24 protein-coding genes and 1 riboswitch are annotated in these 24,089 nt (G+C 68.4%); of the genes, 11 read left to right on the plus strand and 13 right to left on the minus strand.

The window, feature by feature from the left end:
• The first annotated feature begins 7 nt into the window (after window positions 1–7).
• Genes FWJ24_RS06855 through ureG form a run of 3 tightly spaced genes read left to right on the plus strand, consistent with a single transcriptional unit; the run spans window position 8 to window position 1,948 of the window.
• Window positions 8–640 carry an urease accessory protein UreE gene (locus FWJ24_RS06855; RefSeq protein ID WP_150287067.1) on the plus strand — a complete coding sequence of 211 codons (633 nt, stop codon included), beginning with the start codon at window positions 8–10 and terminating at the stop codon, window positions 638–640.
• Entirely contained in the window at window positions 633–1,325 is a 693-nt protein-coding gene (locus tag FWJ24_RS14795) for an urease accessory protein UreF (RefSeq protein WP_150287314.1), read from the plus strand. Before FWJ24_RS06855 ends, FWJ24_RS14795 begins: the two co-directional genes overlap by 8 nt.
• A complete protein-coding gene (ureG, locus tag FWJ24_RS06865; protein ID WP_150287068.1) occupies window positions 1,322–1,948 on the plus strand; it encodes an urease accessory protein UreG in 627 nt (208 codons plus the stop codon). Before FWJ24_RS14795 ends, ureG begins: the two co-directional genes overlap by 4 nt.
• Before the next feature lie 4 nt (window positions 1,949–1,952).
• Here ureG and FWJ24_RS06870 read toward each other — a convergent pair whose 3' ends face one another.
• Complete coding sequence (locus tag FWJ24_RS06870) at window positions 1,953–2,330, minus strand: hypothetical protein (protein ID WP_246155592.1); 378 nt, start codon at window positions 2,328–2,330, stop codon at window positions 1,953–1,955.
• Window positions 2,331–2,510: 180 nt separating this feature from the next.
• Here FWJ24_RS06870 and FWJ24_RS06875 point away from each other — a divergent pair, with 180 nt between their 5' ends.
• Together FWJ24_RS06875 and FWJ24_RS06880 are read left to right on the plus strand one after the other, a co-directional pair.
• Window positions 2,511–3,629, plus strand: coding sequence for a Ppx/GppA phosphatase family protein (locus tag FWJ24_RS06875; RefSeq protein ID WP_150287070.1), 1,119 nt, complete (start codon window positions 2,511–2,513; stop codon window positions 3,627–3,629).
• Window positions 3,630–3,638: 9 nt separating this feature from the next.
• On the plus strand, window positions 3,639–4,322 hold the full coding sequence (locus tag FWJ24_RS06880; RefSeq protein WP_150287071.1) for an RlmE family RNA methyltransferase: 684 nt from the start codon (window positions 3,639–3,641) through the stop codon (window positions 4,320–4,322).
• 10 nt (window positions 4,323–4,332) lie between these two features.
• Here the strand turns inward: FWJ24_RS06880 and FWJ24_RS06885 are convergent, their stop codons facing one another.
• The 3 genes from FWJ24_RS06885 to FWJ24_RS06895 form a co-directional block, all read right to left on the minus strand.
• Window positions 4,333–4,575, minus strand: coding sequence for a hypothetical protein (locus tag FWJ24_RS06885; protein WP_150287072.1), 243 nt, complete (start codon window positions 4,573–4,575; stop codon window positions 4,333–4,335).
• A complete protein-coding gene (locus tag FWJ24_RS06890; protein ID WP_150287073.1) occupies window positions 4,572–6,743 on the minus strand; it encodes a TRAP transporter permease in 2,172 nt (723 codons plus the stop codon). The genes FWJ24_RS06885 and FWJ24_RS06890 overlap by 4 nt, the downstream gene beginning before the upstream one ends.
• 106 nt (window positions 6,744–6,849) lie before the next feature.
• Entirely contained in the window at window positions 6,850–7,812 is a 963-nt protein-coding gene (locus FWJ24_RS06895) for a TAXI family TRAP transporter solute-binding subunit (protein ID WP_150287074.1), read from the minus strand.
• Window positions 7,813–8,013: 201 nt separating this feature from the next.
• On the opposite strand from FWJ24_RS06895, the gene dmeF reads away from it, so the two are divergent.
• A complete protein-coding gene (dmeF, locus tag FWJ24_RS06900) occupies window positions 8,014–9,027 on the plus strand; it encodes a CDF family Co(II)/Ni(II) efflux transporter DmeF (RefSeq protein ID WP_166443612.1) in 1,014 nt (337 codons plus the stop codon).
• 23 nt (window positions 9,028–9,050) lie between these two features.
• Here dmeF and FWJ24_RS06905 read toward each other — a convergent pair whose 3' ends face one another.
• The 5 genes from FWJ24_RS06905 to FWJ24_RS06925 all read right to left on the minus strand — a co-directional run bounded on the left by FWJ24_RS06905 (window position 9,051) and on the right by FWJ24_RS06925 (window position 14,677).
• The gene (locus tag FWJ24_RS06905; RefSeq protein WP_150287076.1) at window positions 9,051–9,437 is read right to left on the minus strand and encodes a DUF1636 family protein; all 387 of its coding nucleotides are present in this window, start codon (window positions 9,435–9,437) and stop codon (window positions 9,051–9,053) included.
• Between the two features lie 79 nt (window positions 9,438–9,516).
• A riboswitch (cobalamin riboswitch) is annotated at window positions 9,517–9,722 on the minus strand.
• Between the two features lie 161 nt (window positions 9,723–9,883).
• Entirely contained in the window at window positions 9,884–11,260 is a 1,377-nt protein-coding gene (locus FWJ24_RS06910; RefSeq protein WP_150287077.1) for a PepSY-associated TM helix domain-containing protein, read from the minus strand.
• A gap of 69 nt (window positions 11,261–11,329) precedes the next feature.
• Window positions 11,330–11,743 carry a hypothetical protein gene (locus tag FWJ24_RS06915; RefSeq protein WP_150287078.1) on the minus strand — a complete coding sequence of 138 codons (414 nt, stop codon included), beginning with the start codon at window positions 11,741–11,743 and terminating at the stop codon, window positions 11,330–11,332.
• 68 nt (window positions 11,744–11,811) lie between these two features.
• On the minus strand, window positions 11,812–13,362 hold the full coding sequence (guaA, locus tag FWJ24_RS06920) for a glutamine-hydrolyzing GMP synthase (RefSeq protein ID WP_150287079.1): 1,551 nt from the start codon (window positions 13,360–13,362) through the stop codon (window positions 11,812–11,814).
• A gap of 7 nt (window positions 13,363–13,369) precedes the next feature.
• The gene (locus FWJ24_RS06925) at window positions 13,370–14,677 is read right to left on the minus strand and encodes an RsmB/NOP family class I SAM-dependent RNA methyltransferase (RefSeq protein ID WP_150287080.1); all 1,308 of its coding nucleotides are present in this window, start codon (window positions 14,675–14,677) and stop codon (window positions 13,370–13,372) included.
• A gap of 273 nt (window positions 14,678–14,950) precedes the next feature.
• On the opposite strand from FWJ24_RS06925, the gene FWJ24_RS14580 reads away from it, so the two are divergent.
• Together FWJ24_RS14580 and FWJ24_RS06930 are read left to right on the plus strand one after the other, a co-directional pair.
• Window positions 14,951–15,109: a hypothetical protein gene (locus FWJ24_RS14580; protein ID WP_166443613.1), complete on the plus strand. Its 159-nt coding sequence runs from the start codon at window positions 14,951–14,953 to the stop codon at window positions 15,107–15,109.
• A gap of 133 nt (window positions 15,110–15,242) precedes the next feature.
• A complete protein-coding gene (locus FWJ24_RS06930; protein ID WP_150287081.1) occupies window positions 15,243–16,130 on the plus strand; it encodes a hypothetical protein in 888 nt (295 codons plus the stop codon).
• Window positions 16,131–16,142: 12 nt separating this feature from the next.
• Here the strand turns inward: FWJ24_RS06930 and guaB are convergent, their stop codons facing one another.
• Window positions 16,143–17,648 (minus strand): IMP dehydrogenase, encoded by a 1,506-nt coding sequence (gene guaB / locus FWJ24_RS06935; protein WP_150287082.1) that lies wholly within the window; start codon window positions 17,646–17,648, stop codon window positions 16,143–16,145.
• 127 nt (window positions 17,649–17,775) lie between these two features.
• Window positions 17,776–19,089, minus strand: a complete 1,314-nt coding sequence (locus tag FWJ24_RS06940) for a hypothetical protein (protein ID WP_246155593.1) — start codon at window positions 19,087–19,089, stop codon at window positions 17,776–17,778.
• Between FWJ24_RS06940 and FWJ24_RS06945 the strand changes: the two genes are divergently transcribed.
• From FWJ24_RS06945 to der, 3 genes are read left to right on the plus strand one after another with little or no spacing between them, the layout of a single operon-like run.
• Window positions 19,088–19,684 carry an NnrU family protein gene (locus tag FWJ24_RS06945; RefSeq protein WP_150287083.1) on the plus strand — a complete coding sequence of 199 codons (597 nt, stop codon included), beginning with the start codon at window positions 19,088–19,090 and terminating at the stop codon, window positions 19,682–19,684. The genes FWJ24_RS06940 and FWJ24_RS06945 overlap by 2 nt on opposite strands.
• 47 nt (window positions 19,685–19,731) lie before the next feature.
• Entirely contained in the window at window positions 19,732–20,403 is a 672-nt protein-coding gene (locus FWJ24_RS06950) for a tetratricopeptide repeat protein (RefSeq protein WP_150287084.1), read from the plus strand.
• 2 nt (window positions 20,404–20,405) lie between these two features.
• Window positions 20,406–21,779, plus strand: a complete 1,374-nt coding sequence (der, locus tag FWJ24_RS06955) for a ribosome biogenesis GTPase Der (protein ID WP_150287085.1) — start codon at window positions 20,406–20,408, stop codon at window positions 21,777–21,779.
• A 9-nt stretch (window positions 21,780–21,788) separates the two neighbouring features.
• Here the strand turns inward: der and FWJ24_RS06960 are convergent, their stop codons facing one another.
• Together FWJ24_RS06960 and purF are read right to left on the minus strand one after the other, a co-directional pair.
• Window positions 21,789–22,535, minus strand: coding sequence for an SDR family NAD(P)-dependent oxidoreductase (locus FWJ24_RS06960; protein WP_150287086.1), 747 nt, complete (start codon window positions 22,533–22,535; stop codon window positions 21,789–21,791).
• A 46-nt stretch (window positions 22,536–22,581) separates the two neighbouring features.
• The gene (gene purF, locus FWJ24_RS06965; RefSeq protein ID WP_425468909.1) at window positions 22,582–24,069 is read right to left on the minus strand and encodes an amidophosphoribosyltransferase; all 1,488 of its coding nucleotides are present in this window, start codon (window positions 24,067–24,069) and stop codon (window positions 22,582–22,584) included.
• Between the last annotated feature and the right edge of the window lie 20 nt (window positions 24,070–24,089).

Here is a 24,089-nt window from a genome sequence, read left to right on the forward strand (position 1 = left end):
GTTTCACGTGCTGAACGCGACCGAGATCATCGCCCGCGGCGATTGGAGCGGGGAGGCGGCGGATTCCGTCGTGCTCGATTTCGACGACCGCCACCGCCGCCGGATCACGCTTGAGACGATCGGCGGGCTGCAATTCCTGCTCGATCTGCCGGAAGCGGTCGCCCTTCGCACCGGCGATGCCGTGCGCCTTGCCGATGGCCGCCTGATCGAGATCGTAGGGGCCCCCGAGCCGCTGGCCGAAATCCGTGCCGAAAGCCCCGAACACCTGCTGCGCCTCGCCTGGCATCTCGGCAACCGCCACCTGCCGGTGCAGATTGCCGGCGGCCGGCTGCGCATCCGCCGCGACCACGTCATCGAAGCGATGGTTGCGGGGCTCGGCGGCCGGCTGCGGCCGATCGAGGCCGCGTTCGACCCCGAGGGCGGCGCCTATCTCCAGGCGCGGGGCGGGCATGGGGCCCATGATCATCATCATACCCATGATCATCATCACGCTCATGACCACGATCACGGGCATGACCATCACGATCATGCGCATCGTCATTCCCACCACGCACACGGCGCGGGCTGTGGCTGTGGGCATGATCACGGACATGATCACGGGCACGGTCAAGGACACGGCCATCGCCACGGGCATGGCTGACGCCGCCGAACTCCAGCGCCTGCAATGGTTCTCGCCGGCCTTCCCGATCGGCGGCTACGCCTATTCGCACGGCATCGAGGCCGCGCAGGCGGCGGGCGCGGTTCGGGATGAGGCGACGCTCGCCGCCTGGATCGCCGATATCCTGACCCTGGGGGCCGGCCGCAACGACGCGATCCTGCTCGCCGAGAGCTGGCGCCGTGCCGGCCTGGCGGAGCCGGACGCGCGGATCGCGGGCCTTGTCGCGCTCGCGGAACTGGGGATCGCGCTCTCTCTCTCGGCCGAGCGCCGGCTTGAAACCGCGCAGCAGGGCGCGGCCTTCCACGCGCTGGTCGGCGCGGCGCATCCCCATCCCGATCTGCCGCCGCTCGCCGCTTTCGCGCCCGGCGGACTGCCGCTGCCTGTGGCTGTGGGGATGGCCGGGCGGCTGCACGCCCAGCCGCTCGAGGGCCTGCTCGCCGGCTATCTCCAGGCCTTCGCCGGCAATCTCGTCGCAGCCGGCATCCGGCTGGCCTTGATCGGGCAGAGCGCGGCGCAGGTCCGGCTTGCAGCCTTGCGGCCGGTGATCCTCGCCGCGACGCAAGCAGGCGGCGCAGCGGGCCTTGCCGATCTCGGCGGCATGGCATTTCGCGTCGATCTGATGAGCCTCATGCACGAAACCCAGGAATCCAGGTTGTTCCGCTCATGAACACGTCTCCCCATGGCCCGCTGCGGGTCGGCATCGGCGGCCCGGTCGGTGCCGGCAAGACCACGCTGACGGCAGCGCTCTGCACCCGTCTGCGCGCGCAGCTCGATCTCGCAGTGGTGACCAACGATATCTATACCCGCGAGGATGCCGAGATCCTCGTCCGGCTTCAGGCGCTGCCGCCCGAGCGGATCCTGGGCGTCGAGACCGGCGGCTGCCCGCACACCGCAATCCGCGAGGATTGCTCGATCAATCTCCACGCCATCGCCGAACTGCGCCGGCGCTTTCCCGGCCTCGACCTGGTCCTGATCGAATCCGGCGGCGACAATCTTGCCGCGACCTTTTCGCCCGAACTCGCGGATCTGACGATCTATGTGATCGATGTCGCGCAAGGCGAGAAGATCCCGCGCAAGGGCGGGCCGGGCATCACCCGCTCCGACCTGCTCGTCATCAACAAGACCGACCTCGCCCCCTATGTCGGCGCCGATCTCGACGTGATGGCGCGCGACGCCGCCGCGCAGCGCGGCAGCCGCCCGGTGGTCTTCACCAATCTCCGCAGGGGCGAAGGAGTGGATGCGGTGGTCCGCTTCATCCGGGCGAGAGGCGGGCTTCCAGACGCCGCCTGAGCGCTCAGGCCGGTTCGACCAAGGCGACCTCGAACGTGTGCATCACGCCGTCATCGTCGCGGATCGAGACATATTCGCCGATGTCGAAGCGGTGATTGCCGAGCCGGTAGCCGGCCTCGTCGTCCTCGTCGCCGGCGATGTCGTAGGTGAAGGCCCAGGAACCGCCCCGGCCGCCGCCGCGATGGACGAGATGGCCGAGATCGTATTCCTCATCAGCCCAGAACCGCCGGACGCGACAGGCGGCGCGGTTCTCCTTCCACAGATCGGGATCAAGCCGCCCTTCGGCGTCGAGCGGCGCGACGATCTCGTAGCCATGCGCACTCGACCCTTGCGGATGCTCCTTCGAGCGGGCGAGATGGAGGGTGACGCGCATCATCGGCATGGGCTCTCTCCTAGGCTGATCCCCCCGCATTAGCCGCCAAAGGCGCCGGGCGGGCCTTGATCGGGATCAAGCCTCGGCCGGTTTTGCGGCCAAAGCGCGGCCGAAAACCTGCCGCGGCACCCACGACCCTTTCCAAACCGGTTGCACGGCGTTTAAATGCACGGGGGAGGAGAATGCCGAATGGCGGAGGGTGACAATCAGGCGAATCCGGTGCCGCTTGCCGCGGACGGAACCGCGACGGCGCCGGCCCTCGATGCCCGCCCGCCCTCCCTGCCGGCCGCACCCTGCCGGCCCGATTCCGCCGCCTGGCGCTTCGCGCGGCGCTACGCCGCGCTCGATCTCGGCACCAACAATTGCCGGCTGCTGATCGCGCGACCGGAGGGGCCGGCCTTCCGCGTCGTTGATGCCTTCTCGCGCATCGTGCGGCTGGGCGAGGGCGTCTCGCAGAGCGGGCGCCTTTCCGAAGGAGCGATGGCCCGCACGCTCGAGGCGCTCCATGTCTGTCGCCGCAAGATGGACGAGCGCATGGTGAGTCGGGCGCGTCTTGTGGCGACCGAAGCCTGCCGCGCCGCCGCCAATGGCCGCGAATTCCTCGCCCGCGTCGAGCGCGAGACCGGATTGCGCCTCGATATCCTCGACCGCGAGGGCGAGGCGCATCTCGCCGCCGCCGGCTGCGCCGCGCTCGCCGATGAGGCCGCCTCGAGCATCATCCTCTTCGATATCGGCGGCGGCTCGACCGAGATCGTCTGGCTATCGGTGAAGAATTGCGGCCAGCGCGATATCCGCTCCCGCATCCGCGCCTGGACCTCGATGCCGCTCGGCGTGGTGACACTTGCCGAGCGGCATGGCGGCATCACGGTCTGCGCGCGCACCTTCGAAAAGATGATCGCCGAGACCGCGGCGCTGCTCGCCCCCTTCGCGGCGGAAGCCCGCGCCGCGGCGAGCGAACCCGGATTCCACCTGCTCGGCACCTCCGGCACGGTCACGACCCTCGGCGGGCTGTTCCTCGGGCTCGAACGCTATGACCGGCGCCGGGTGGACGGGCTGTGGATGGAGGCGGGCGATGTCGACGCCGTGATCCAGGAATTGCTGGCGATGAGCTATCGCGAGCGCCAGGAGAACGGCTGCATCGGCCGGGAGCGCGCCGATCTCGTGCTCGCCGGCTGCGCGATCTTCGAAGCCATCCGCCGCGCCTTCCCCGCGCGGCGGGTGCGGATCGGCGATCGCGGCCTGCGCGAGGGCATGCTGATGGAGATGATGCGCGAGGACGGGGTTCTCCGCCGCGCCGCCGCGCGCTAGGGCAGGGCCATGACCGACAATCCCAAATCCGGCCGGCGAGACCTTGCCGTGCGGCTCAGGACCGCGCGCAAGCGCACCACCGCGCAGCAGAAATGGCTGAGCCGCCAGCTCAACGACCCCTATGTCGCCCGCGCCAGGGCCGAGGGCTGGCGGAGCCGCGCCGCCTTCAAGCTGATCGAGATCGATGACCGCTACAAGCTGCTGCGCAAGGGCCAGCGCATCGTCGATCTTGGCGCGGCGCCGGGCGGCTGGTGTCAGGTCGCGGCCGAGCGCATCGGCTCGACGCCGGCGGATACGCGCATCGTCGCCATCGACCTGCTGGAGATCGAACCGATCCCCGGCGTGGATTTCCTCCAGCTCGACTTCACCCTGCCGGAGGCGGACGCGATCCTCAAGGCGCGGCTCGGCGGGGCGGCGGATGGCGTGCTCTCCGACATGGCCGCCAACACGACCGGGCACAAGAAGACCGATCATCTCAGGATCATCGGCCTGGCCGAGATGGCGGCGCAATTCGCGCGCGAGGTGCTGGCGCCGGGCGGGTTCTTCCTCTGCAAGCTGTTCCAGGGCGGCGAGACCGGCCAGCTCATCACCGAGCTGAAGCGCGATTTCGCAACCGTGCGCCACGTCAAGCCCGCCGCGAGCCGCGCGGATTCGAGCGAACTCTACCTGCTCGCCACCGGGTTCAGAGGCTGATCGGCCGCGCTCAGGCTTCGGCCGCGCCTTCCGCCGCCTCAAGCCAGGCCTCGACCTCGTCGAGGCTCGCGGAGAAGAGATAATCCGCGTCCCCGAACACGATCTTCATCGTCGCGGCGTCGCGGAGCATGTAGCCGCCATGCGCCAGCACGCGCTTGTCGGGCTTCTGCGCCTTCATCAGATGCAGGCCGAGGCGCGTGGCGATCCGCCGCGCGCGCCGCTCCACCGAGGGCAGGGCATCGCGCCGGCTCATGCCGGTTCGACGTTCGACCTGCGCCGGGCGAGCAGGATCTGGCGGATGACGACCGGTGCCGCGATCGCGAGGCCGACAAGCGTCGCGCTCCGGCTCGGCATGATGACGAGCACCGAGGCGAGGACCAGCGCCCAGCGCTCGACCCCGCGGATCGCGGCAAGCCCGTATCCCGTCAGCGCCGCCGCCAGCAGGATGATGCCGGCGACGCAGCCGAGCGTGGTCTCCCAGAAGGCAAGCCAGGTGAAATTCTTCGTCACCAGCAGCATCGCCGGCGAATAGACGAACACGAAGGGCACCAGCGCCTTGGCGGTGGCGAGCCGGAAGGCGGTGTTGCCGGTCCGGAACGGATCGGCCCCGGCCATGCTGGCGCCGGCATAGGCGGCGAGCGCCACGGGCGGGGTCACATCCGCGAGCAGCCCGTAATAGAAGACGAAGAAATGCGAGACGATCGGCTCGACACCGAGCTTGCCGAGCGCCGGCTGGGCGATCGTCACCATGATGATATAGCAGGCGGTGGTGGGGATGCCGCAGCCGAGCAGCAGGCAGACGATCGCCGTCATCACCAGGGTGAAGAACAGGGTCAGCGCCCCGGCATCGTAGAGGATGGCCGGCAGCACGGCGCCGAGCAGCCCCGCGAGTTCGCCCGCGAAGCCGGTGACGATGTTCGAGAGCTTGAAGCCGACCCCGGTCAGCGTGACGATGCCGACGATGATGCCGACGCAGGCCGCCGCCGCGCCGACCCCGATCGCGTATTTCGCGCCGGTGACGAAGGCGTCGATCATGTCGAGGATCCGGGCCCGGCCGTCCGGCGCGCGCAGCAGGAAGACCGCGCTCGCCGCCGCGCCGAGACCGAACAGGGTCAGAAGCCCGCTCCATTCCGTGAGATGCCCGGTCCAGATCGCGCCGATCATGCCGGCAAGCAGCGCGAGGGCGACCGCCGGGTCGCGCCCGGTGAACCCGACGACGAGGCAGGCCGTGATGCCCCAGAACGCCGCCAGATAGGGCGTGAAGCCGGAAAACAGCACGATCAGCAGCACGATCAGCGGGGTCAGCGCCGGCCAGCCACTCCGCAGCACCGCCCAGGCCCGCGGCAGCTCGGAGGCCGAGAGGCCGCGCATTCCGAGCTTCTTCGCCTCGAAATGCACCTGGCAGAACACGCCGAAGAAATGCATCGCCGCCGGCACGATCGCCGCAAGGATGATGGTCTGGTAGGGCAGGTTGAGATATTCGACCATCAGGAACGCCGCCGCACCCATGATCGGCGGCGTGATCTGCCCGCCGGTCGCCGCGGTCGCCTCCACCGCGCCGGCGAAATGGCGCGGATAGCCGATGCGGATCATCATCGGGATGGTCAGCGACCCTACCGTGACCGTGTTGGCGATCGACGAGCCGGAAATCATCCCGAACAGGCCCGAGGCGAAGATCGAGACCTTGGCCGGCCCGCCGGAATAGCGCCCGGCCAGCGCCGTCGCGAGATCGATGAAGAGCTTGCCGAGCCCGATCCGCGTCGCCAGCACGCCGAACAGCACGTAGTGGAACACATAGGTCGCCACCACGCCGAGCGCCACGCCGTAGATGCCCTGCGAGGTGAGGTAAAGATGGTTGATCACCGCCTTCCAGCTGTTGCCGGGATGCGCGAGAATTCCAGGCAGGCCGGCGCCGTAAAGCGCGTAGAGGATCAGCACCCCGGCAATGATCGGCAGCGGCCAGCCGATCGCGCGCCGCGTCGCCTCGATCAGCACGACCACCGCCAGCGTGCCCATCAGCCAGTCCGTCAGCAGCGGATTGCCGACGCGGAAGGCGAGATCCTCGAAGATCCACGGCACATAGAGGCTGGAGACAACCGCCGCCGCCGCGAGCAGCCAATCCTGGATCCCGATTCCGAACGGCCTGAGAAGCGACGGCGCGTCGGGCAGCGGCTTCGGCTTCCCGCCGGGAAACACGAGGAAGATCAGCCCGAGGACGAAGGCGAGGTGGATGCCGCGATGCGTCGTCTCGGGCAGGAGGCCGAAGCCGGCAGTGTAGTAATGGAACAGCGACAGCGCGAGCAGCGCCCCCGCCACCAGCCAGCCGGCGCGCGGCTGGAGCGGCCGGAACCGGATCTCGGAATCGAGCGCCTCCTCGAGTTCCTGCGCCTTCCTGAGGTCGAGTTCGGCCTGCGCGCTCATGCTGCCCCCGCTTCCTGCCCCTGAATCTGCCGCCCTTGAACCTGCCGCCGAAACGATGAAGTCCCGCGCATGCGGGACTTCATGGCGCCTGCGGCCGCGGCTGCCCTCACTTCAGCAGGCCGGCTTCCTTGTAGAAGCGCTCCGCGCCGGGATGGAGCGGAATGCCGAGCCCGGCCAGTGCCGTCTCCTTGCGGATCGCCTTGCCCTTGGCGTGGCCGGCATCGAGCGCGGCGCGCGTCTTGTCCGACCACAGCGCCTTGGTGACCTCGTAGACGAGATCGGCATCGACCTTGGCGCTCGTCACCCATTGCGCGCCGACGGCGAGGGATTTCACCCCCTTGGTATCCTTGTAGACATTGTCGGGGATGACATCGTCGGCGAAGAAGCTGAACTTCTTCTTCAGTTCCGCCGCCTGCGGCCCGTCGATCGGCACCAGCTCGAAGCCATGCGTCGCGCCGAACTCGGTCAGCGCGCCGAACGGATAGCCCCCGGTGAAGAAGAAGCCGTCGAGCGAGCCGTCGCGCATCTTCTCGATCGCCGGGCCGGGCTTCAGGAACTCGGCCTTGAAGTCGTTGGCGCCGACGCCGTAGGCGGCGAGGATCGCGCGCGCATTGACGAGCGAGCCGGAGCCGGGCTCGTCGATCGAGAAGCGCTTGCCCTTGAGATCGGCGGGCGATTTCACGTTCAGGCCCTTCTTGACGACGATATGCACCGTCTCGGGATAGAGATTGGCGATCGCGCGCAGCTCCTCGACCTTCGCCTTGCCCTCATAGATCCCGGTGCCGGAATAGGCCCAGCTCGCGACATCGGCCTGGCTGAACCCGGATTCCGAGGCGCCGCCGATGATGGCGTTGACATTGGCGACCGAGCCGTTCGACGCAACCGCGCTGGCATTGATCTTCTCGCCCGAGATCGCGTTGGCGATGATGCCGCCGATCGGGTAATAGGTGCCGGCCGTGCCGCCGGTGCCGATGCGGAAGAATTTCGCCTGCGCCCGGGCCGGAACGCCGGCGCCCAGCAGCGCGAGGCCGGCGGCGCCGGTCAGGATGGTCCTGCGTGACAATGTCATGGTGTGATCCCTGTCATGGTGTGATCCCCCGTTTTTGAACCCGCGCCGGCGTCATCGGCGCCGGATCGCGCCTCTGCAAAGGGTATCGCCGAGCTTTTGGATAACGCAATGGCAAATTCCGCCCGAGACCGGTTGAAGCACGGGCCGGCATCAGCCAGAATCGCTCCCGGCGCGGGGCGCCGGCAACAAAGGAGCAAGCCAATGAGCGAAACCGCGTCGCCGGTTTTGGAGCACCATTTCCGCCAGCATGTCCGCCGGGATGCCGAGCGGCGCACGCTTCTCGTCGTCGCGCTGACCGGGCTGTGCATGGTGGCGGAAATCGCCGCCGGCCTCTGGACCGGCTCGATGGCCCTGCTCGGCGACGGCGTTCATATGGGAACCCACGTGCTCGCAATCGGCATCTCGGCGGCCGCCTATATCGTCGGACGGCGCTACGCGCTTGACCGGCGGTTCAGTTTCGGCACCGGCAAGTTCGGTGCGCTTTCGGCCTTCGCAAGCGCGATCCTGCTCGCCGCAGCCGCCGTGCTGGTGGCCTTCGAGGCCGCGGAGCGCGTCCTCGCGCCGACCGAGATCGCCTTCCGCGAGGCGATGCTCGTGGCGGTGATCGGTCTGATCGTCAATCTCGCCTCGGCGCTCCTGCTCCACAGCCGCCACGGGCATGCGCATGGCCATCCGCACGCCGAACAGGGCCATGACCATTCCGGATCCGGACATCACCATGTCCATCACGATTGCGGCCATCATCACGGCGGCCATCATCACGGCGGCCATGATCAGCACGAGGACGTCAATCTCCGCGCCGCCTTCCTGCATGTCATCGCCGATGCGATGACCTCGGTGGCTGCGATCATCGCGCTCGGAATCGGCTGGTATCAGGGAATCGGCTGGCTCGATCCGCTTGTGGCCTGCATCGCCTCGGGCGTCATCCTGATCTGGTCCTGGGGGCTGCTGAAGGAGAGCGGCAAGATCCTGCTCGACTGGGAGGCCCCGGCGGAGATCCGCGACGCGGTCGCACGGGCACTCGAGAGCGACGGCGAGACGCGGGTGATCGACCTGCATGTCTGGTCGGTGGGCACGGGCGTGCGGACCATGGTCGCCTCCGTCCACTCCCCGACGCTGCGCACACCGGAAGAATACCGGCGGCGCCTGCCGGCCCATGCCGCGATCGAGCATCCGATCATCGAGGTCTGCCCGATGCCGGCCGGACATCCGTAACAGGACGAGCAAGCCCGCCGGGCTCAGCCCTCGGCGGCGGGGGCGGCGGCAGGGGGCGCGGGCAGGAGAGGCGGCGTCCGGCCGATGACGTTGCGGCGGAAAATTTCCGGCCGCTCGCGCCAGGGCGGCATGCCGTCGGAACTGGCGGCATAGAGCGCCGCGCCGCGCAGGATCTCGTCCGCATGCGTCTCGGGATCGAGCCCGCCATAGAGATAGGTCCATTTGCCCGGCGCCGCGAGCGCCACCGCGCAGCCGTTCGAACAGGCCGAGAGGCATTCGACGCCGCGGATCTCGACGCCCGCCGGCGCTTCCCGCGCGGCGATCGCCCGCATCAGCCGCGCGCCGGGGCAGGGGTCCTCGTTCGTGCCGCGGCGGCAGGTGGTGCAGACATAAAGGATGGCGTCCGCCATGATGACCCTTCGCGCCAGAACATGCGAAGGGGTTGACGCGGCATGCGCGAGCGCAGGACCGGTCGCGGAACACCCCGTCCGCCCGAAACACGCGCAGGCAGGTCTCCCGGCTCGCGGATTCAGGGTTTCCCCAGCGAGGATCCGCCTTCCCGGCCAGGGCCAGTGGCGTGGAGCCTCTCTCCGGTCACGGTCGCGGGGGCGGCTGCGCTTCGGCAGCCCTTGCGGCCCGCCTGCGCATTCCCTCTTCGCCTGTCATGGACAGGAACCTGCGCGGTCCCGAGAAGCGGCAAGGCCGGCCCGTTGTCAAGTGCGACAGGCGGCGGATCGCTCTGCGCCGCACCCAAGTCACGGCCATTCGGGGGCCGAAACGGGTGAAGCCGATTGCCGGAGCCCGATGCCGAACCGGTGCGGCGCCCCGCCATCGATCTGGCGGGGCGCATCTCGTGTCAAGCCGAACGCAGCGATCGGGCGCCAAGCCCGAGCAGTTCGAAGGCGACGAAGGCCAGCATCGAGAGGCCAACCATCGGGAAGAAGGCGCCGGCGATCACCGCAAGAACCAGCAGGCCCTTGGGCATCGACGCATTCTTCGGCAGGCCGGGCGCGCCGAGCGTGCCGGCGGGACGGCGCTTCCACCACATCACGAGGCCGGAGATCGTCAGCAGGACCATGCCCGCCAGCGAAGCGAGCAGGACGAGCTGGTTTGCGAGGCCGAACGCCTGACCCATATGGATGCTGATGCCCCATTCCGCCATGCGGCCGAAAAAGCCGAGATCCTGGAGCCCCATGTCGAACAGCACCTTGCCGCTATACTGGTCGAGATGGATGACGCGCTCCCTGGTGATATCGTTGGGGTAGACGGAAGCGGTGAACACGCCATCCGGCTTGGTCGGGATGTTGATCGCGTAGCCGGGCGCGATTCCAAGCTCGGTTACGGTCCTGACGACATCGTCGAGCTTCGCCGGCACCCCGGCGGCTGTTTTCGATAGCGGCACCGGCTGGTTCTCGATGATCCAGGGGGCGCGGTCCACCGCATCCTTCAGCGGGATGGTGGAGACCGGGTATTTGTCCCAATAGCCATCGGGCATTCCCATCCCCACGGCATAGGAGAAGGCATAGAACTTCTTGCCCCAATAGCCCGACCACGGCAGGCCGGTCATCGCCAGGAAGACGATGAAGAGGCTGACGAAAATCCCGGTCACGGCATGAAGATCGCGCCAGAATACGCGCTTGCCCGGCTCGCCGCGAACGCTGAACACACCGCCCTTCTGCCCGCGCGGCCACCACAGGTAAATGCCCGAAGCGGCCATCAGGATCATCCAGCCGGCGACGCCCTCGATGATGCGTTCAGCCCACCAATCGACATATTTCAGGCTGTGAAGCTTGCGCACCACATACATGAAGGGCGATCCGGCATGACCGGCATCCCATAGACGACCGAGCACCGTGCCGGAATAGGGGTCGACATAGAGCGTGTTCCTCACGCCATCCGAGCCGGCGATCTTGACTTCCGCCGACCTGTCCGGCGCCGCGGGGGGCACATATCCCCGCAGGGTGCCGGGATAGGCTTCAAGTGCCTTTGCGACGAGTTCCGACGGCGCCTTCTGCGCAACGCTCTGAGGTGCGACGATGCGCAGATCGGCATGGAGGCGATCGTTGATCTCGGCCTTGAACAGGTAGATCGCGCCGGTGACGAGGATCAGCAGGACGAAGGGCAGGATGATGAGCCCGACGAAGAAGTGCCAGCGCCACAGGGCGCGATAGATCAGGCCCGCGCGTGCGGGCGCAGCGTCCGCGACGGACGCCGAGGCGGTGATATCGGACATGGATTCTCTCCAGAAACAAGATGCGGCAACGCTTCCGCGCGGTTCGCGCGGAGGGCGAGGAACGACCGGTCAGACTTGGAGAGGGGGAGGGCCGCGCGCGGGGTTGGAGCGGGCGACGCGCGGTTCGGTGGAGAGGGCTGGCTCGTCGATCGCGAAGATCGCGATCCGGAATGGCCGTGCCCCCCAGGCGGCGACGAAGCCTCGCAGGGGCTGGTCGAGAGCGGCCGGCATGCTGGCGCAAGCCCAGCCGCAGCAATTGCCCGCCGGGCTGTCCGGCTTTTCCGGCGTGCGAGGCGCCGCGTCGGAGGGTTTCATGCCATCGGACGTGCAGAGCACGAACGGGATATCGAGCCCGGTCGTCATGCGCGCCGGGTGGTTCGACCCCGCGATCGCACCGCCCAGCGCCTGAAGGAAGATGACATAGGCCGTCACCGCGCCGATCATGGCGCGTGCGAAACCCGTGCTTCTCCCTCCAGAGGCCATGACCGATTGTTAGGCCAAAGCCATGAAGGCGACAAGGCGCAGAGCCGGCGCGGTTGCCGAGCCTCGCATCACTCCCATTCGATCGTGCCGGGCGGTTTCGAGGTCACGTCATAGACCACGCGGTTGATACCCTTGACCTCGTTGATGATCCGCGTCGCGGCGCGGCCGAGGAAGGCCATGTCGAAGGGAAAGAAATCCGCCGTCATGCCGTCGGTCGAGGTCACCGCGCGCAGCGCGCAGACATGGTCATAAGTGCGGTAATCGCCCATCACGCCCACGGTGCGCACCGGCAGCAGCACCGCGAAAGCCTGCCAGATCGCGTCGTAGAGCCCGGCCTTGCGGATCTCGTCGAGATAGATCGCATCCGCCTCGCGCAGGATGTCGAGCTTCTCGCGCGTGATCTCGCCCGGAATGCGGATCGCAAGGCCGGGGCCGGGGAAGGGGTGGCGGCCGACGAAACGCTCCGGCAGCCCGAGTTCGCGGCCGAGCGCCCGCACCTCGTCCTTGAACAATTCGCGCAAGGGCTCGACGAGCGTCATGTTCATCCGCTCCGGCAGCCCACCGACATTGTGGTGGCTCTTGATCGTCACGGAAGGCCCGCCGGAGAAGGAGACGCTCTCGATCACATCCGGATAGAGCGTGCCCTGGGCGAGGAATGCCGCGCCGCCAACCTTGCGCGCCTCCGCCTCGAACACATCGATGAACAGCTTCCCGATCGTCTTGCGCTTTGCCTCGGGATCGGAGACCCCGGAAAGCGAATTCAGGAAAAGTTCCGACGCATCAACGTGAACAAGCGGAATATTGTAATGCCCTTTGAAGAGCGAGACGACCTCTTCCGCCTCGCCCTTGCGCATCAGCCCGTGATCGACGAAGACGCAGGTCAGCTGATCGCCGATCGCCTCGTGGATCAGCACCGCCGCGACCGAGGAATCCACTCCGCCGGAGAGCCCGCAGATCACCCGGCCGGTGCCGACCTGGGCGCGGATCTTCGCGATCATCTCCTCGCGATAGGCCGACATGGTCCAGTCGGATTTCAGCCCCGCGATTCGGTGGACGAAATTCGCGATCAGCCGGCCGCCATCCGGCGTATGCACCACCTCGGGATGGAACATCGTGGTGTAGATGCGCCGTGCCTCGTCGGTAGCGATCGCGAAGGGGGCGTTTTCGCTGGTCGCCTTGACGGAGAACCCGTCCGGCAGCCGCGTCACCCGATCCCCATGGCTCATCCAGACCGGATAGCGCCCGCCGACCTCCCAGATCCCCTCGAACAGCGCCGAGGGCGCGCGGACCTCGATATCGGCGCGGCCGAATTCCGCCGCATGCCCGCCCTCGACTGCGCCGCCGAGCTGCACGGCCGCCGTCTGCTGGCCGTAGCAGATCGCGAGGATCGGCAGGCCGGAATCGAACACCATTTGCGGCGCGCGCGGGCTGCCGTCGCGCGTGACGCTGTCCGGCCCGCCGGAAAGGATGATCCCGCGTGGCCGCAGCCGGAGGAAGGCGGCTTCCGCGTTCTGGTAGGGGTGGATCTCGCAATAGACGCCGGTCTCGCGCACGCGGCGCGCGATGAGCTGCGTCACCTGGGAGCCGAAATCGATGATGAGGATCGCGTCGTGATGCATCTTCCGGTCAAGCCTTGCGGGTGAGGGCGGCGACGAAAAAGCCGTCGGTGCCGGTGCGGAGGGGGGAGAGGAGAAGGCCGAGCCCGCGCGGCTCGGCATGGACGGCAAGCGGCGCGAGGCCCGCCGCCGCGGCATTGGCGGCCGGCGGAACAACCGCGAAATCGGGATGGGCGGCCAGGAAATCCGCAATCTGCGCGCCGTTCTCGGCGTCGAACAGCGAGCAGGTGACATAAACGAGGCGCCCGCCCGGCTTCACATGGTGCCGGGCCAGATCGAGCACCGCGCGCTGCTCGCTGCGCCGCAGATCGAGGCTTGCGGGCCGGATGCGCCATTTCGCATCCGGATGCCGCCGCCAGGTGCCGCTGCCGGTGCAGGGCGCGTCGACCAGCACGAGATCCATCCGCCCGGCCAGATCGTCGAGCGGCATCACGCCGGCGCGCGGGGTGCGGATCTGGGCGTTGCGCACGCCGGCCCGGCTCAGCCGCTCATGGATGGGCGCGAGGCGGCGGGCATCGCCGTCGGTCGCGAAGATCTGGCCCTTGTTGTTCATCTCGGCGGCGAGCGCCAGCGTCTTGCCGCCGCCGCCAGCGCAGAGATCGAGCACCTGCATGCCCGGCCGCGCCCCGGCAAGCAGGCTCGCGAGCTGGCTGCCCTCGTCCTGGACCTCGACCGCGCCCTTGAGGAAGGCCGGCTCGGATTGGACATGCGGCACCCGGCCCTCGGCATTGGGCGCGATCCTGAGCCCGAGCGGCGAAAGCGGGGTCGGTTCCGGCGCGAGATGGCCGAGCGCCTTCAGCGCCTCCGGCCGGATGATCTTCAGCGCATTGCAGCGCAGGTCGAGTGGCGCCCGCGCCGCCAGCGCCGCCGCCTCGGCGATGCGATCGCCGCCGAAACTCGCGGCGAGTTCGCCGTCGAGCCAGGCCGGATAATCTCCCGCCACATCGGGCGGCGCCCCGGCGAGATCGGCCGCGGCCAGCGCCGCCCGCTCGCCGGCCTCGAGCGGCGCCGGCGCGAAGCGCGCGCCGGAACACAGGGCGGCGATCGCCTCGACATCGAGGCCGCGGAGCCGCGCGAGCATGCCGAGGACGACCGCGCGCGCCGGCACCTCCGCCTCGCGCGCGCCCATCAGCCAGGCAGCGGAGGCCTTGACCCGCAGCGCATCGTGCACGAGATTGCCGACCGCGTTGCGGTCACCCGAACCGGCATAGCGGTTGGCGGCGCCCCAATCCTTCAACGCATGGGCAAGCGGGCGCTTCTGGCGCAGGATCGTGTCGACGAGATCGATGGCGGCCGAAAGGCGGGCTTCGGGGGTCATGGTCCGGCTTGGCGTGAAGCCCGCGCCGCTGTCAAGCGGTCGCGCGGGGAGGGCGTGGAAATCCGCATGCCGCGATCATGATGCCGGACGGTTTCCGCGCGGCGATCATGGTTCCAGACGCCGCCGCGCGCGGCGGCTTTCCCGCAACAGCGTGGCATTTTTGCTGCCGCGCGGCCGGGGAGACGGGCCTCGCCACGGTTTCGCCACAATTCGGCGGGACGCCGTCCACGCCGGCTCCGCGCGTGCGGCCGCCCATTTCCAGGAGATTTCAGGATGTCGAAGATCGTTCGTGGCGCCCTTGCCGCCGCCCTGCTCGTCGCGGTTGCGGCCTGCTCGACCACCCCGCCGGCCGGCGATCCGGGCGCGGCGCCCGCGCGCAAGCTCGACGCCAAGACCCAGCTCGAATGCGGCAGCAAGCGCGGCTGCCGCTAACGCGGCGCCGATAACACGCGATGTGCGGGCCCGCATTGTGCGGGCCCTTTTTTGTGCGATCCTGCACCCCGAATCTGGTGCTGTCGCCCCTGCGGATCACGGGCGCCACGGCCGAACACGAGGGGGACTGATCGTGGTCTTTATCCGTAAGCCGTCGCCCTTGCCGAGCGCGCTCGATTACGTGCCGCCGAACAGCGTGCCCTACAAGGTCAGGAACAGCGATTCTTGGTGGACGCTGGCCAAGACGGAAAACGCCCGGCAGGCCAAATTGGCGGCGCGGGACCTCTGCCAGTTCAACTTCCTGACAAGCCGCCCGGTCGAGGTGAATTGGTACTTGAGGGAAAAAGTCGGCTGCCGGCGCACGACCCATGACGGCAAGAACTACATGTTCTCCGGCGCGGACCAGCCCGGCATCATCTACCTGCCGAAAATCGGCCTGCCGCCGTCGCCAACGGCACCAGGACCTGATCTCGAGGTCAGGGCGAATTCCTGGATCGGGATCGGCATCAAGGGCGGCGGGCACGCGCTGATCTGGGGCACGGACACGCTGCTGGGCACGGTCTGGTCAATGGACACGACCTTCCGCAATTTCGACCTGATGGGCGAGACGACACGCTGGGGGCCCGGCCTGGGCGCCGGCACCAATGTTGCCATCATCTATATGACTGGCGTCAAGGAGCCACAGGATATCAGCGGCCTAAAAACCGAAGGGTGGGACATCAACTTCTCGGTCGGCGAACGCCTCGGAGATCTGACAAAAGCCGGCAAGCTTGCCAAGCTCAAGCCGGTCATCGAACCGATCATCAAGCTTGGCGCAAAATCGCCAGAGGCACTCAAGGCCCTCATCAAGGCCCATCCTGACAAATGGGTCGAGGCATTCAAGCAGAGCAAGACGGCGCTTGAGGCTGCCGGCGTGAACCTCAACGGCCCGCCAAACGTGGTTGTCGTCGACGTGCCCCTGGCCGGAGTGGGGCTCGAGGTCTCCGGCTTTGTGACCGTGACCAAGTTCAGGCTCTGGTAGAGGCAAGCCCCGTCACACCCGTGTCGGGTAGTTCGGGCTCTCGCGCGTGATGGTCACGTCATGGGCGTGGCTCTCGCGCAGGCCGGCATTGGTGATGCGGATAAACTCGACCTTCTCCTGCAATTCGGGAATGGTGCGCGCGCCGACATAGCCCATCGCCGCCTTCAGCCCACCGGCAAGCTGATGGACGACATTGGCAACCGGCCCCTTGTAGGGCACCTGACCCTCGATCCCCTCCGGCACGAGCTTCATCGTGTCCTTGATCTCGGCCTGGAAATAACGGTCGGCCGAGCCGCGCGCCATGGCGCCGAGCGAGCCCATGCCGCGATAGGATTTGTAGGAGCGGCCCTGGTAGAGATAGACCTCGCCGGGGCTCTCGTCGGTGCCCGCGAGCAGCGAGCCGATCATCACGCAGGACGCTCCGCCGGCCAGCGCCTTGGCCATATCGCCGGAGAACTTGATGCCGCCATCGGCGATGACGGGGATGCCGTCCTTTGCGGCGGCCTCGGCCGCGTCCATGATCGCGGTGAGCTGCGGCACGCCGACGCCGGCGACGATGCGCGTGGTGCAGATCGAGCCCGGCCCGATCCCGACCTTGATCGCATCCGCCCCGGCATCGATCAGCGCCCGCGCGCCGGCGGCGGTGGCAACATTGCCGGCCACCACCTGCACCGCGTTCGAAAGCCGCTTGATGCGTCCCACCGCATCGAGCACCTTCTGTGAATGGCCATGGGCGGTATCGACGACGATGAGGTCGACGCCGGCATCGATCAGCATTTCCGAGCGCAGATAGCCGTCATCCCCGGTCGTCGTCGCGGCCGCGACGCGCAGCCGGCCCTGCTCGTCCTTGCAGGCATTGGGGTTGAGCTTGGCCTTCTCGATATCCTTCACCGTCAGCAGGCCGACGCAATGGTAGTGCTGGTCGATGACGAGCAGCTTCTCGATCCGGTGCCGGTGGAAGAGCCGCCGCGCTTCCTCGGGCGTCACGTCCTCGCGCACGGTGACCAGGTTCTCGTGCCCGGTCATCAATTCGCGCACCGGCTGGTCCATGTTCTCGGCGAAGCGGACATCGCGATGAGTCAGGATGCCGACAAGCTTGCCGACCTTCGAGGGCTGGCCGGGGCCGCCATTGACGACCACCGGCAGGCCGTTGATTCCCTTTGCCTTCATCACGGCGAGCGCCTCGCCGAGCGTCGCGTCCGGGGCGATCGTCAGCGGGTTCATGACGATGCCGCTCTCGAAGCGCTTGACCTGACGCACCTCGTCGGCCTGCTGTTCGGGCGAAAGATTGCGGTGGATGACGCCGAGCCCGCCGGCCTGGGCCATGGCAATGGCGAGCCGCGCCTCGGTGACCGTGTCCATCGCCGAGGAGAGGATCGGCAGGTTGACCGAGATCGACTTGGTGACGCGGCTGCGCAGATCGGTCTCGGCGGGCAGCACCTCGGAATGGCCGGGGCGCATCAGGACATCGTCGAAGGTCAGCGCCTCGGGAATGGTGCGGGTCGCGGCGCGGGTCATGTCAACGTCTCCTTCGAGCGGGTAAGCGGCGCCCGCGTCTGGCAAAGCCGGAACGACAGGAGGCCGGGCGTGCGGGATTTCCGTTGACGCGTGCCCCTAACACGGCTCGCCCGGCAAAGGGAAGCGATTACTGCCGCAGGAAGGTGGAAATCCGGATCCTGCGCGCGAGGAGCCGCCGATCCGCGGTCGGCATGCAGCCCGAAGCGCGGGTCTCGGCGAAGACGAGCAGCGCCGCATCGCCGATATCCTCGAAATTGCGGCTTTCCGCCGCCTCGTCGATCAGCACCGGATAATTGCGCAGCACCGCCGCGCCGCAGGGGGAATCGTAATAGCTTTTCGTCTCCAGCACGAGGACCGGCGCGCTCCAGACGAGAAGATCGCGCGACGCGGCGAGATAGAAGCCCGAATCCGGATGGCGCTCGCCGGGCAGGGCCGGCATGCCGGCCGCCGCCTGATAGATCGCGAGATAGGCGCCGCTTTCCCGGTGCCGGACGATCGCTCCGACCGGAGCCGGGAAGGGCGGCAGCACCCGGCATGCGCCGCCGCCGGCGTCGCCGCCCGGGGCATCGGGGCCGGGAAAACGCGCGCCGAACCCGGCGCCGTCGAAGGCCGCCCAGACCCCGGTCTCCAACGGTCCGGCATCGGGCCGGCGCGTGCGGAACAGGCAGGCGCCCGCCGGCTGCGCCACACCGCGCCCCGCCGCCGCGTCCCAGCCGGTGGTCGCGATCAGCGCGAAGAGATGCCCGTCCCGGCCGATGATGTTCGAGGGGTTGAAGAAGCCGCGATGCCGCCCCTGGTCCTGTTCCTGCCCGAAGGGCGTCGCGGCGACGGGCACGGCGCCCTTGCGGAACCGCCGCCCGCCATCCGTCGAAAGCGCCGGCAGGATGCTGTTCCACCAGCAGGGCAGGTATTCGGTGAAGCGGCAGCGACCGGGATGCCGGTGCGCCTGGAATTCATGATGGATCAGGCCATGGATCACGCGTCCGTCGCCGGTCCAGGTCGCGGCGAGCCAGGCGCGGTCGTCATGGGCGGCGGGGTCCGGATTGCCGGCGCCGCGATAGACCACCGCGCATTCCGGCCGCAGGGTGAGGATCGAGGCGCCGGAAAGGCGCCGGTTCTCGTAATGCAGCGCAAAGGCATGGACGCGGCCATCGACGCCGCGGAAGGCGCGCAGCGGCATGTCCGGCACGTCATGGCCGTCGCAGGCATCGCCGCGCCCCGGATCGAAGATCGTGATCTCCGGCCCGACCGGCACCGCCACGAAACCCGTTTCCGCCGCCTGTGCCGGAACGGCGCAGGCCAGCACGAACAGGGCGCAAAGCCAGGGTTTCCCGCTTGCGAAACCGGTGCCGTTGCGCTTCAACTCGGGACGTTCCGCCATCATCGCCGGTCGCGGGGCAAGATCGGCGCCGCTGTTCGACCCCTCGCAGGAGAAACCCATGGCGACGCTCGCGCCGCTCGTTCTCGGACTTGTAATCTTCCTCGGCGGCCATGTCGTGACGCGGCTGCCCGGCATGCGCAGCCGGCTGGTGGCGCGGTTCGGTGAGGGGGTCTATCGCGGGCTCTATTCGCTGGTGGCGCTGATGGGGCTGGCGCTGATCGTGCACGGCTTCGCCGCCTATCGCGCCGGCGGCTATATCCCGGTCTGGGAGCCGCCGCGCGGCATGGCGCATCTGGCGATTCCGCTGGTCTGGCTCGCCTTCATCCTGCTCGCCGCGACCTATCTGCCCGGCCGCATCCAGGCGCGGGCGAAGCATCCGATGCTCGCGGCGATCAAGATCTGGGCCTTCGCGCATCTGCTCGCCAACGGCGATCTCGGCTCGATCCTGCTGTTCGGCAGCTTCCTCGCCTGGGCTGTCTGGGCGCGGATCACGCTGAAGCGCGCCGGCACCGGCGAGATCGTCCCCGGTGCTGCAACGATTACGCCCGGCGCGCGCAACGATTTCCTCGCCGTGGCGATCGGCAGCGCCGCGACGGCGGCCTTCGTGTTCGGCCTGCACCAGGTGCTGATTGGGGTGGCGATCCTGCCGCTTTGAGGGTAAACGGGCGGGCTTGACCGGTTCCTTCGCCGCATGAGGCTCTGATGTCGGATATTTTCCGCGAGGTGGACGAGGAAGTCCGCCGCGATAAGGCGCTCGAATACTGGAAGCGCCATGGCGCCAAATTCGCGCTGGCGGCGCTCGCCATCGTCGCCGCCGTCGCAGGCTGGCGCGTCTACGACACCTACACCTTCGAGGAGCGCGCGGCGCGCGGCGCGCGGTTCGAGAGCGCCATCGCCGAGATCGCCGCCGGCCGGGCGGAGGGCAACGCGGGGCTGACCGCACTTGCCGGCGAGCGGGACGGCAGCTATCCGGCGCTGGCCCGGTTCCGCCTCGCGGGTGAACTCGCGGCCTCGGCCCGGGACGAGGCCGCGCGCGCCAATGCCGTCTCGGCCTTCGACGCACTCGCCGCCGATGCGGCTCTGCCGGCTCTCTGGCGCGAACTGGCGAAGCTTCGCGCCGCGTTCATCCTGGTCGATCACGGCGATTTCGCCGAGGTCGAGCGGCGGCTCGCGCCGATGAGCGCCCCCGGCCAGCCCTTCCGGCATTCCGCGCGCGAGGGCATCGCGCTCGCAGCCTACCGCACCGGCCAGGCCGACAAGGCGCTCGACGCGCTCCAGGCGATCATCCTCGACAGCGAGGCCCCCGCCGCGCTGCGCCAGCGTGCGGAATTGCTGCTCGCCGTGGTGCGCGCCGGCGGCGCGCCGAAATCCTGACAATGCCCTTCACGCTCGCGCTGGTCGGCAGGCCGAATGTCGGCAAATCGACGCTGTTCAACCGGCTCGTCGGCAGGAAGCTCGCCCTCGTCGACGACCGGCCGGGCGTGACGCGCGACCGGCGCGAGGGCGAAGCGCGGATCGGCGATCTCGCCTTCACCGTGATCGATACCGCCGGCCTCGAAGCGGCGGCGGAGGGCTCGCTGACCGCCCGGATGCGCGAGCAGACCGAGGCCGCGATCCGCGACGCCGATTGCGTGCTGTTCCTGATCGATGCCCGCGCCGGCCTGACGCCGGATGACCGCTTCTTTGCCGATCTCGTCCGACGCTCCGGCAAGCCGGTGATCGTCGGCGCCAACAAGGCCGAGGGCAAGGCGGCGACGCCGGGCATCCTCGATGCCTACGAACTCGGTTTCGGCGAACCCGTCGGGCTCTCGGGCGAGCACGGCGAGGGCATGGCCGATCTCTACGACGCGCTCCGGCCGCTCGTGGACCTGCATCTCGATCCCGGCGCCGGGCCGGGCGAGGGTGCAGAGGCGGGGGAGGAGGATGATCCCGCACGCCCGATCCGCTTCGCCATCGTCGGGCGTCCGAATGCCGGAAAGTCGACGCTCATCAACGCCATGCTCGGCGAGGAGCGGCTGCTGACCGGCCCGGAGGCCGGCATCACCCGCGATTCGATCGGCCTCGACTGGACCTGGCGCAACCGCGCCTTCAAGGTCTTCGACACCGCCGGCCTGCGCAAGCGGGCGCGTATCGAGGACAAGGTCGAGAAGCTCGCCGCGGCGGATGCGATCCGCGCGGTGAAGTTCGCCGAGGTCGTCGTCGTGCTGCTCGACGCAACGATCCCCTTCGAGAAGCAGGATCTGACGATCGTCGATCTCTGCGAGCGCGAGGGCAGGGCGGTGGTGATCGGACTCAACAAATGGGACCTGATCGCGCAGCGCGGCGCGGCGCTCTCGCTGCTCAAGGAGGAGGCGGCGCGGCTGCTGCCGCAGGTGCGCGGCGTGCCGATCGTGCCGGTTTCGGGACTGTCCGGGCAGGGGATCGAGCGCCTGATGGAGGCGGTCCTGCGCATCCACGAGATCTGGAACCGCCGCGTGCCGACCGCGAAGATCAACCGCTGGCTCGAAGGCGTGAAGGCCAATCACCCGCCGCCGGCGGTCTCGGGCCGCCGGATCAAGCTGCGTTACATGACGCAGGCCAAGGCGCGCCCGCCCTCCTTCGTGCTGTTTGGCAACCAGCTCGACGAATTGCCCGAGAGCTATCGGCGCTACCTCGTCAACGCGATCCGCGAAGCCTTCGACCTGCCGGGGGTGCCGATCCGCCTCGCGATGCGCACCAGCGAAAACCCGTTCGAGGACCGGAAGCGCTGACCCCCGGCCTCAGGCCGGCGCGCGGAAATCGAGCACCCGGCGGGAGGGGAAATCGAACATCCTGCCGCTCTCCTGCCAGGCGGGCGCAGCCATCTCGACCAGGAAAGGCGCGATCGCGTCGGGCGGAGGCAGCGTCGTCGGATCCTCGCCCGGCGCGGCCTCGGCGCGCATGCGGGTTCGGGTGCGGCCCGGATTGACGAGCATCACCTTGATATTGGTGATGTTGCGGATTTCCTCGGCCCAGTCGCGGCACATGGTGTCGAGCGCGGCCTTGGTGGCGCCGTAGAGCCCCCAATAGGCATGGGCGTTGAAGCTCGCGCCGGAAGAAAGGAAGATCGCCCGGCCGGCATCCGAGGCGCGCAGCAGCGGATCCATGGCGCGGATGAGCCGGTAATTGGCCGTGACATTGACCGCGAAGACGCGCTCGAACATCTTCGGCTCGATATGGTTGAGCGGGCCGATCGGCCCCAGCATCGCGGCATTGCCGACGAGCACGTCGAGACGCCCCCAGCGCTCGTGGATCGTGAGCCCGAGCCGGTCGAGCGCGTCGAAATCCGTCAGGTCGAGCGGCACGAGCGTCGCCGAACCGCCGGCATCGCGGATCGCGTCGTCGAGCTCCTCGAGCCCGCCCTGGCTGCGCGCCAGCGCGACCACATGCGCGCCGGCGCGCGCGAAGGCGAGCGCGGCCTCGCGCCCGATCCCGCGCGAGGCGCCGGTAACGAGCGCGATCCGCCCCTTAAGAACCTGTCCGGTCATGATGTCATCCAAGCCAACAGCGTGAAACGCGCGACCCGACAGGGGCCTAGCTCGCCTCCGCCAGCAGGGAAAGCTGCTTCGCACCCTCGCCGACAAGATCCGCGATCGGCGTCGGGTAATCGCCGGTGAAATAATGATCGGTGAATTGCGGGGCGGCATTGTCGCGCCCCGGCTCGCCGAGCGCGCGGTAGAGCCCGTCGATCGAGATGAAGGCCAGGCTCTCGACGCCGAGATAGGCGCGCATCTCCTCAAGCCCCATCTGCGCGGCGAGCAGCTTCGCCTCGTCCGGCATGTCGATGCCGTAGAAATCCGGATGCTTGATCGGCGGCGAAGCGATGCGGAAATGCACCGCGCGCGCGCCAGCCTCGCGCATCATGGAGACGATCTTGCGCGAGGTTGTGCCGCGCACGATCGAATCGTCGACCAGCACGATGCTCTTGCCCGAAACCACCGCGCGGTTCGCGGAATGCTTGAGCCGGACACCGAGTTCGCGCACGCTCTGGGTGGGCTGGATGAAAGTGCGGCCGACATAATGGTTGCGGATGATCCCGAGTTCATACGGGATCCGGGAAGCCTGGGCGAAGCCGATCGCGGCCGGCACGCCGGAATCCGGCACGGGAATGACGACATCGGCCGCAATCGGGCTCTCCGCGGCGAGGATCGCGCCGATATTCTTGCGCACCTCGTAGACATTGCGGCCACCGGCGACCGAATCCGGCCGCGCGAAATAGACATATTCGAACAGGCATGGCCGCGGCCGGCGCGCGGGGAAGGGGCGGATCGACTCGATCTCGCCCGTCTCGTGCACGACGATCACCTCGCCCGGTTCGACCTCGCGCTCGAACCGCGCGCCGATGATGTCGAGCGCGCAGGTCTCCGAGGCGAAGATCGGGTGGCCGTCGAGCCGGCCGAGCACCAGCGGCCGGATGCCGAGCGGATCGCGCGCGCCGACGAGCTTCTTGTTGGTCATGCCGACGAAGGCATAGGCGCCCTCGATCTGAGCCAGCGCGTCGATGAACCGGTCGATGAAGCGGTTGCGCTTCGACCGCGCGACAAGATGCAGGATCACCTCGGTATCCGAAGTCGCCTGGTAGATCGCGCCCTCGGCGATCAGCTGCCGGCGCAGGGTGAGGCCATTCGTCAGGTTGCCGTTATGGCAGACCGCGAAGCCGCCGCCGGCGAGTTCGGCGAAGAGCGGCTGGACATTGCGCAGGATCGTCTCGCCGGTCGTCGAATAGCGGGTATGGCCGATCGCCACCATGCCGGGCAGCTGGTCGATCACGCTCTTCTTCGAGAAATGATCGCCGACAAGCCCCAGCCGCCGCTCGGAATGGAAGCGCGCACCGTCGAAGGAGACGATCCCCGCCGCCTCCTGGCCGCGATGCTGGAGCGCATGCAGCCCTAGGGCGGTGATGGCGGCGGCATCCGGGTGGCCGAAAATGCCGAAGACGCCGCATTCCTCGCGCGGATGGTCGGCATCGAGCCAATCGTGATCGTCCGAAAAGGCGCGGGCATCCGTTTCGTCAGCGGCCATGCTTCGGTCTTCCTCCATTC

It is taken from the genome of Rhabdaerophilum calidifontis, assembly GCF_008641065.1.
Classification (GTDB): Bacteria; Pseudomonadota; Alphaproteobacteria; order Rhizobiales; family Beijerinckiaceae; genus Rhabdaerophilum; species Rhabdaerophilum calidifontis.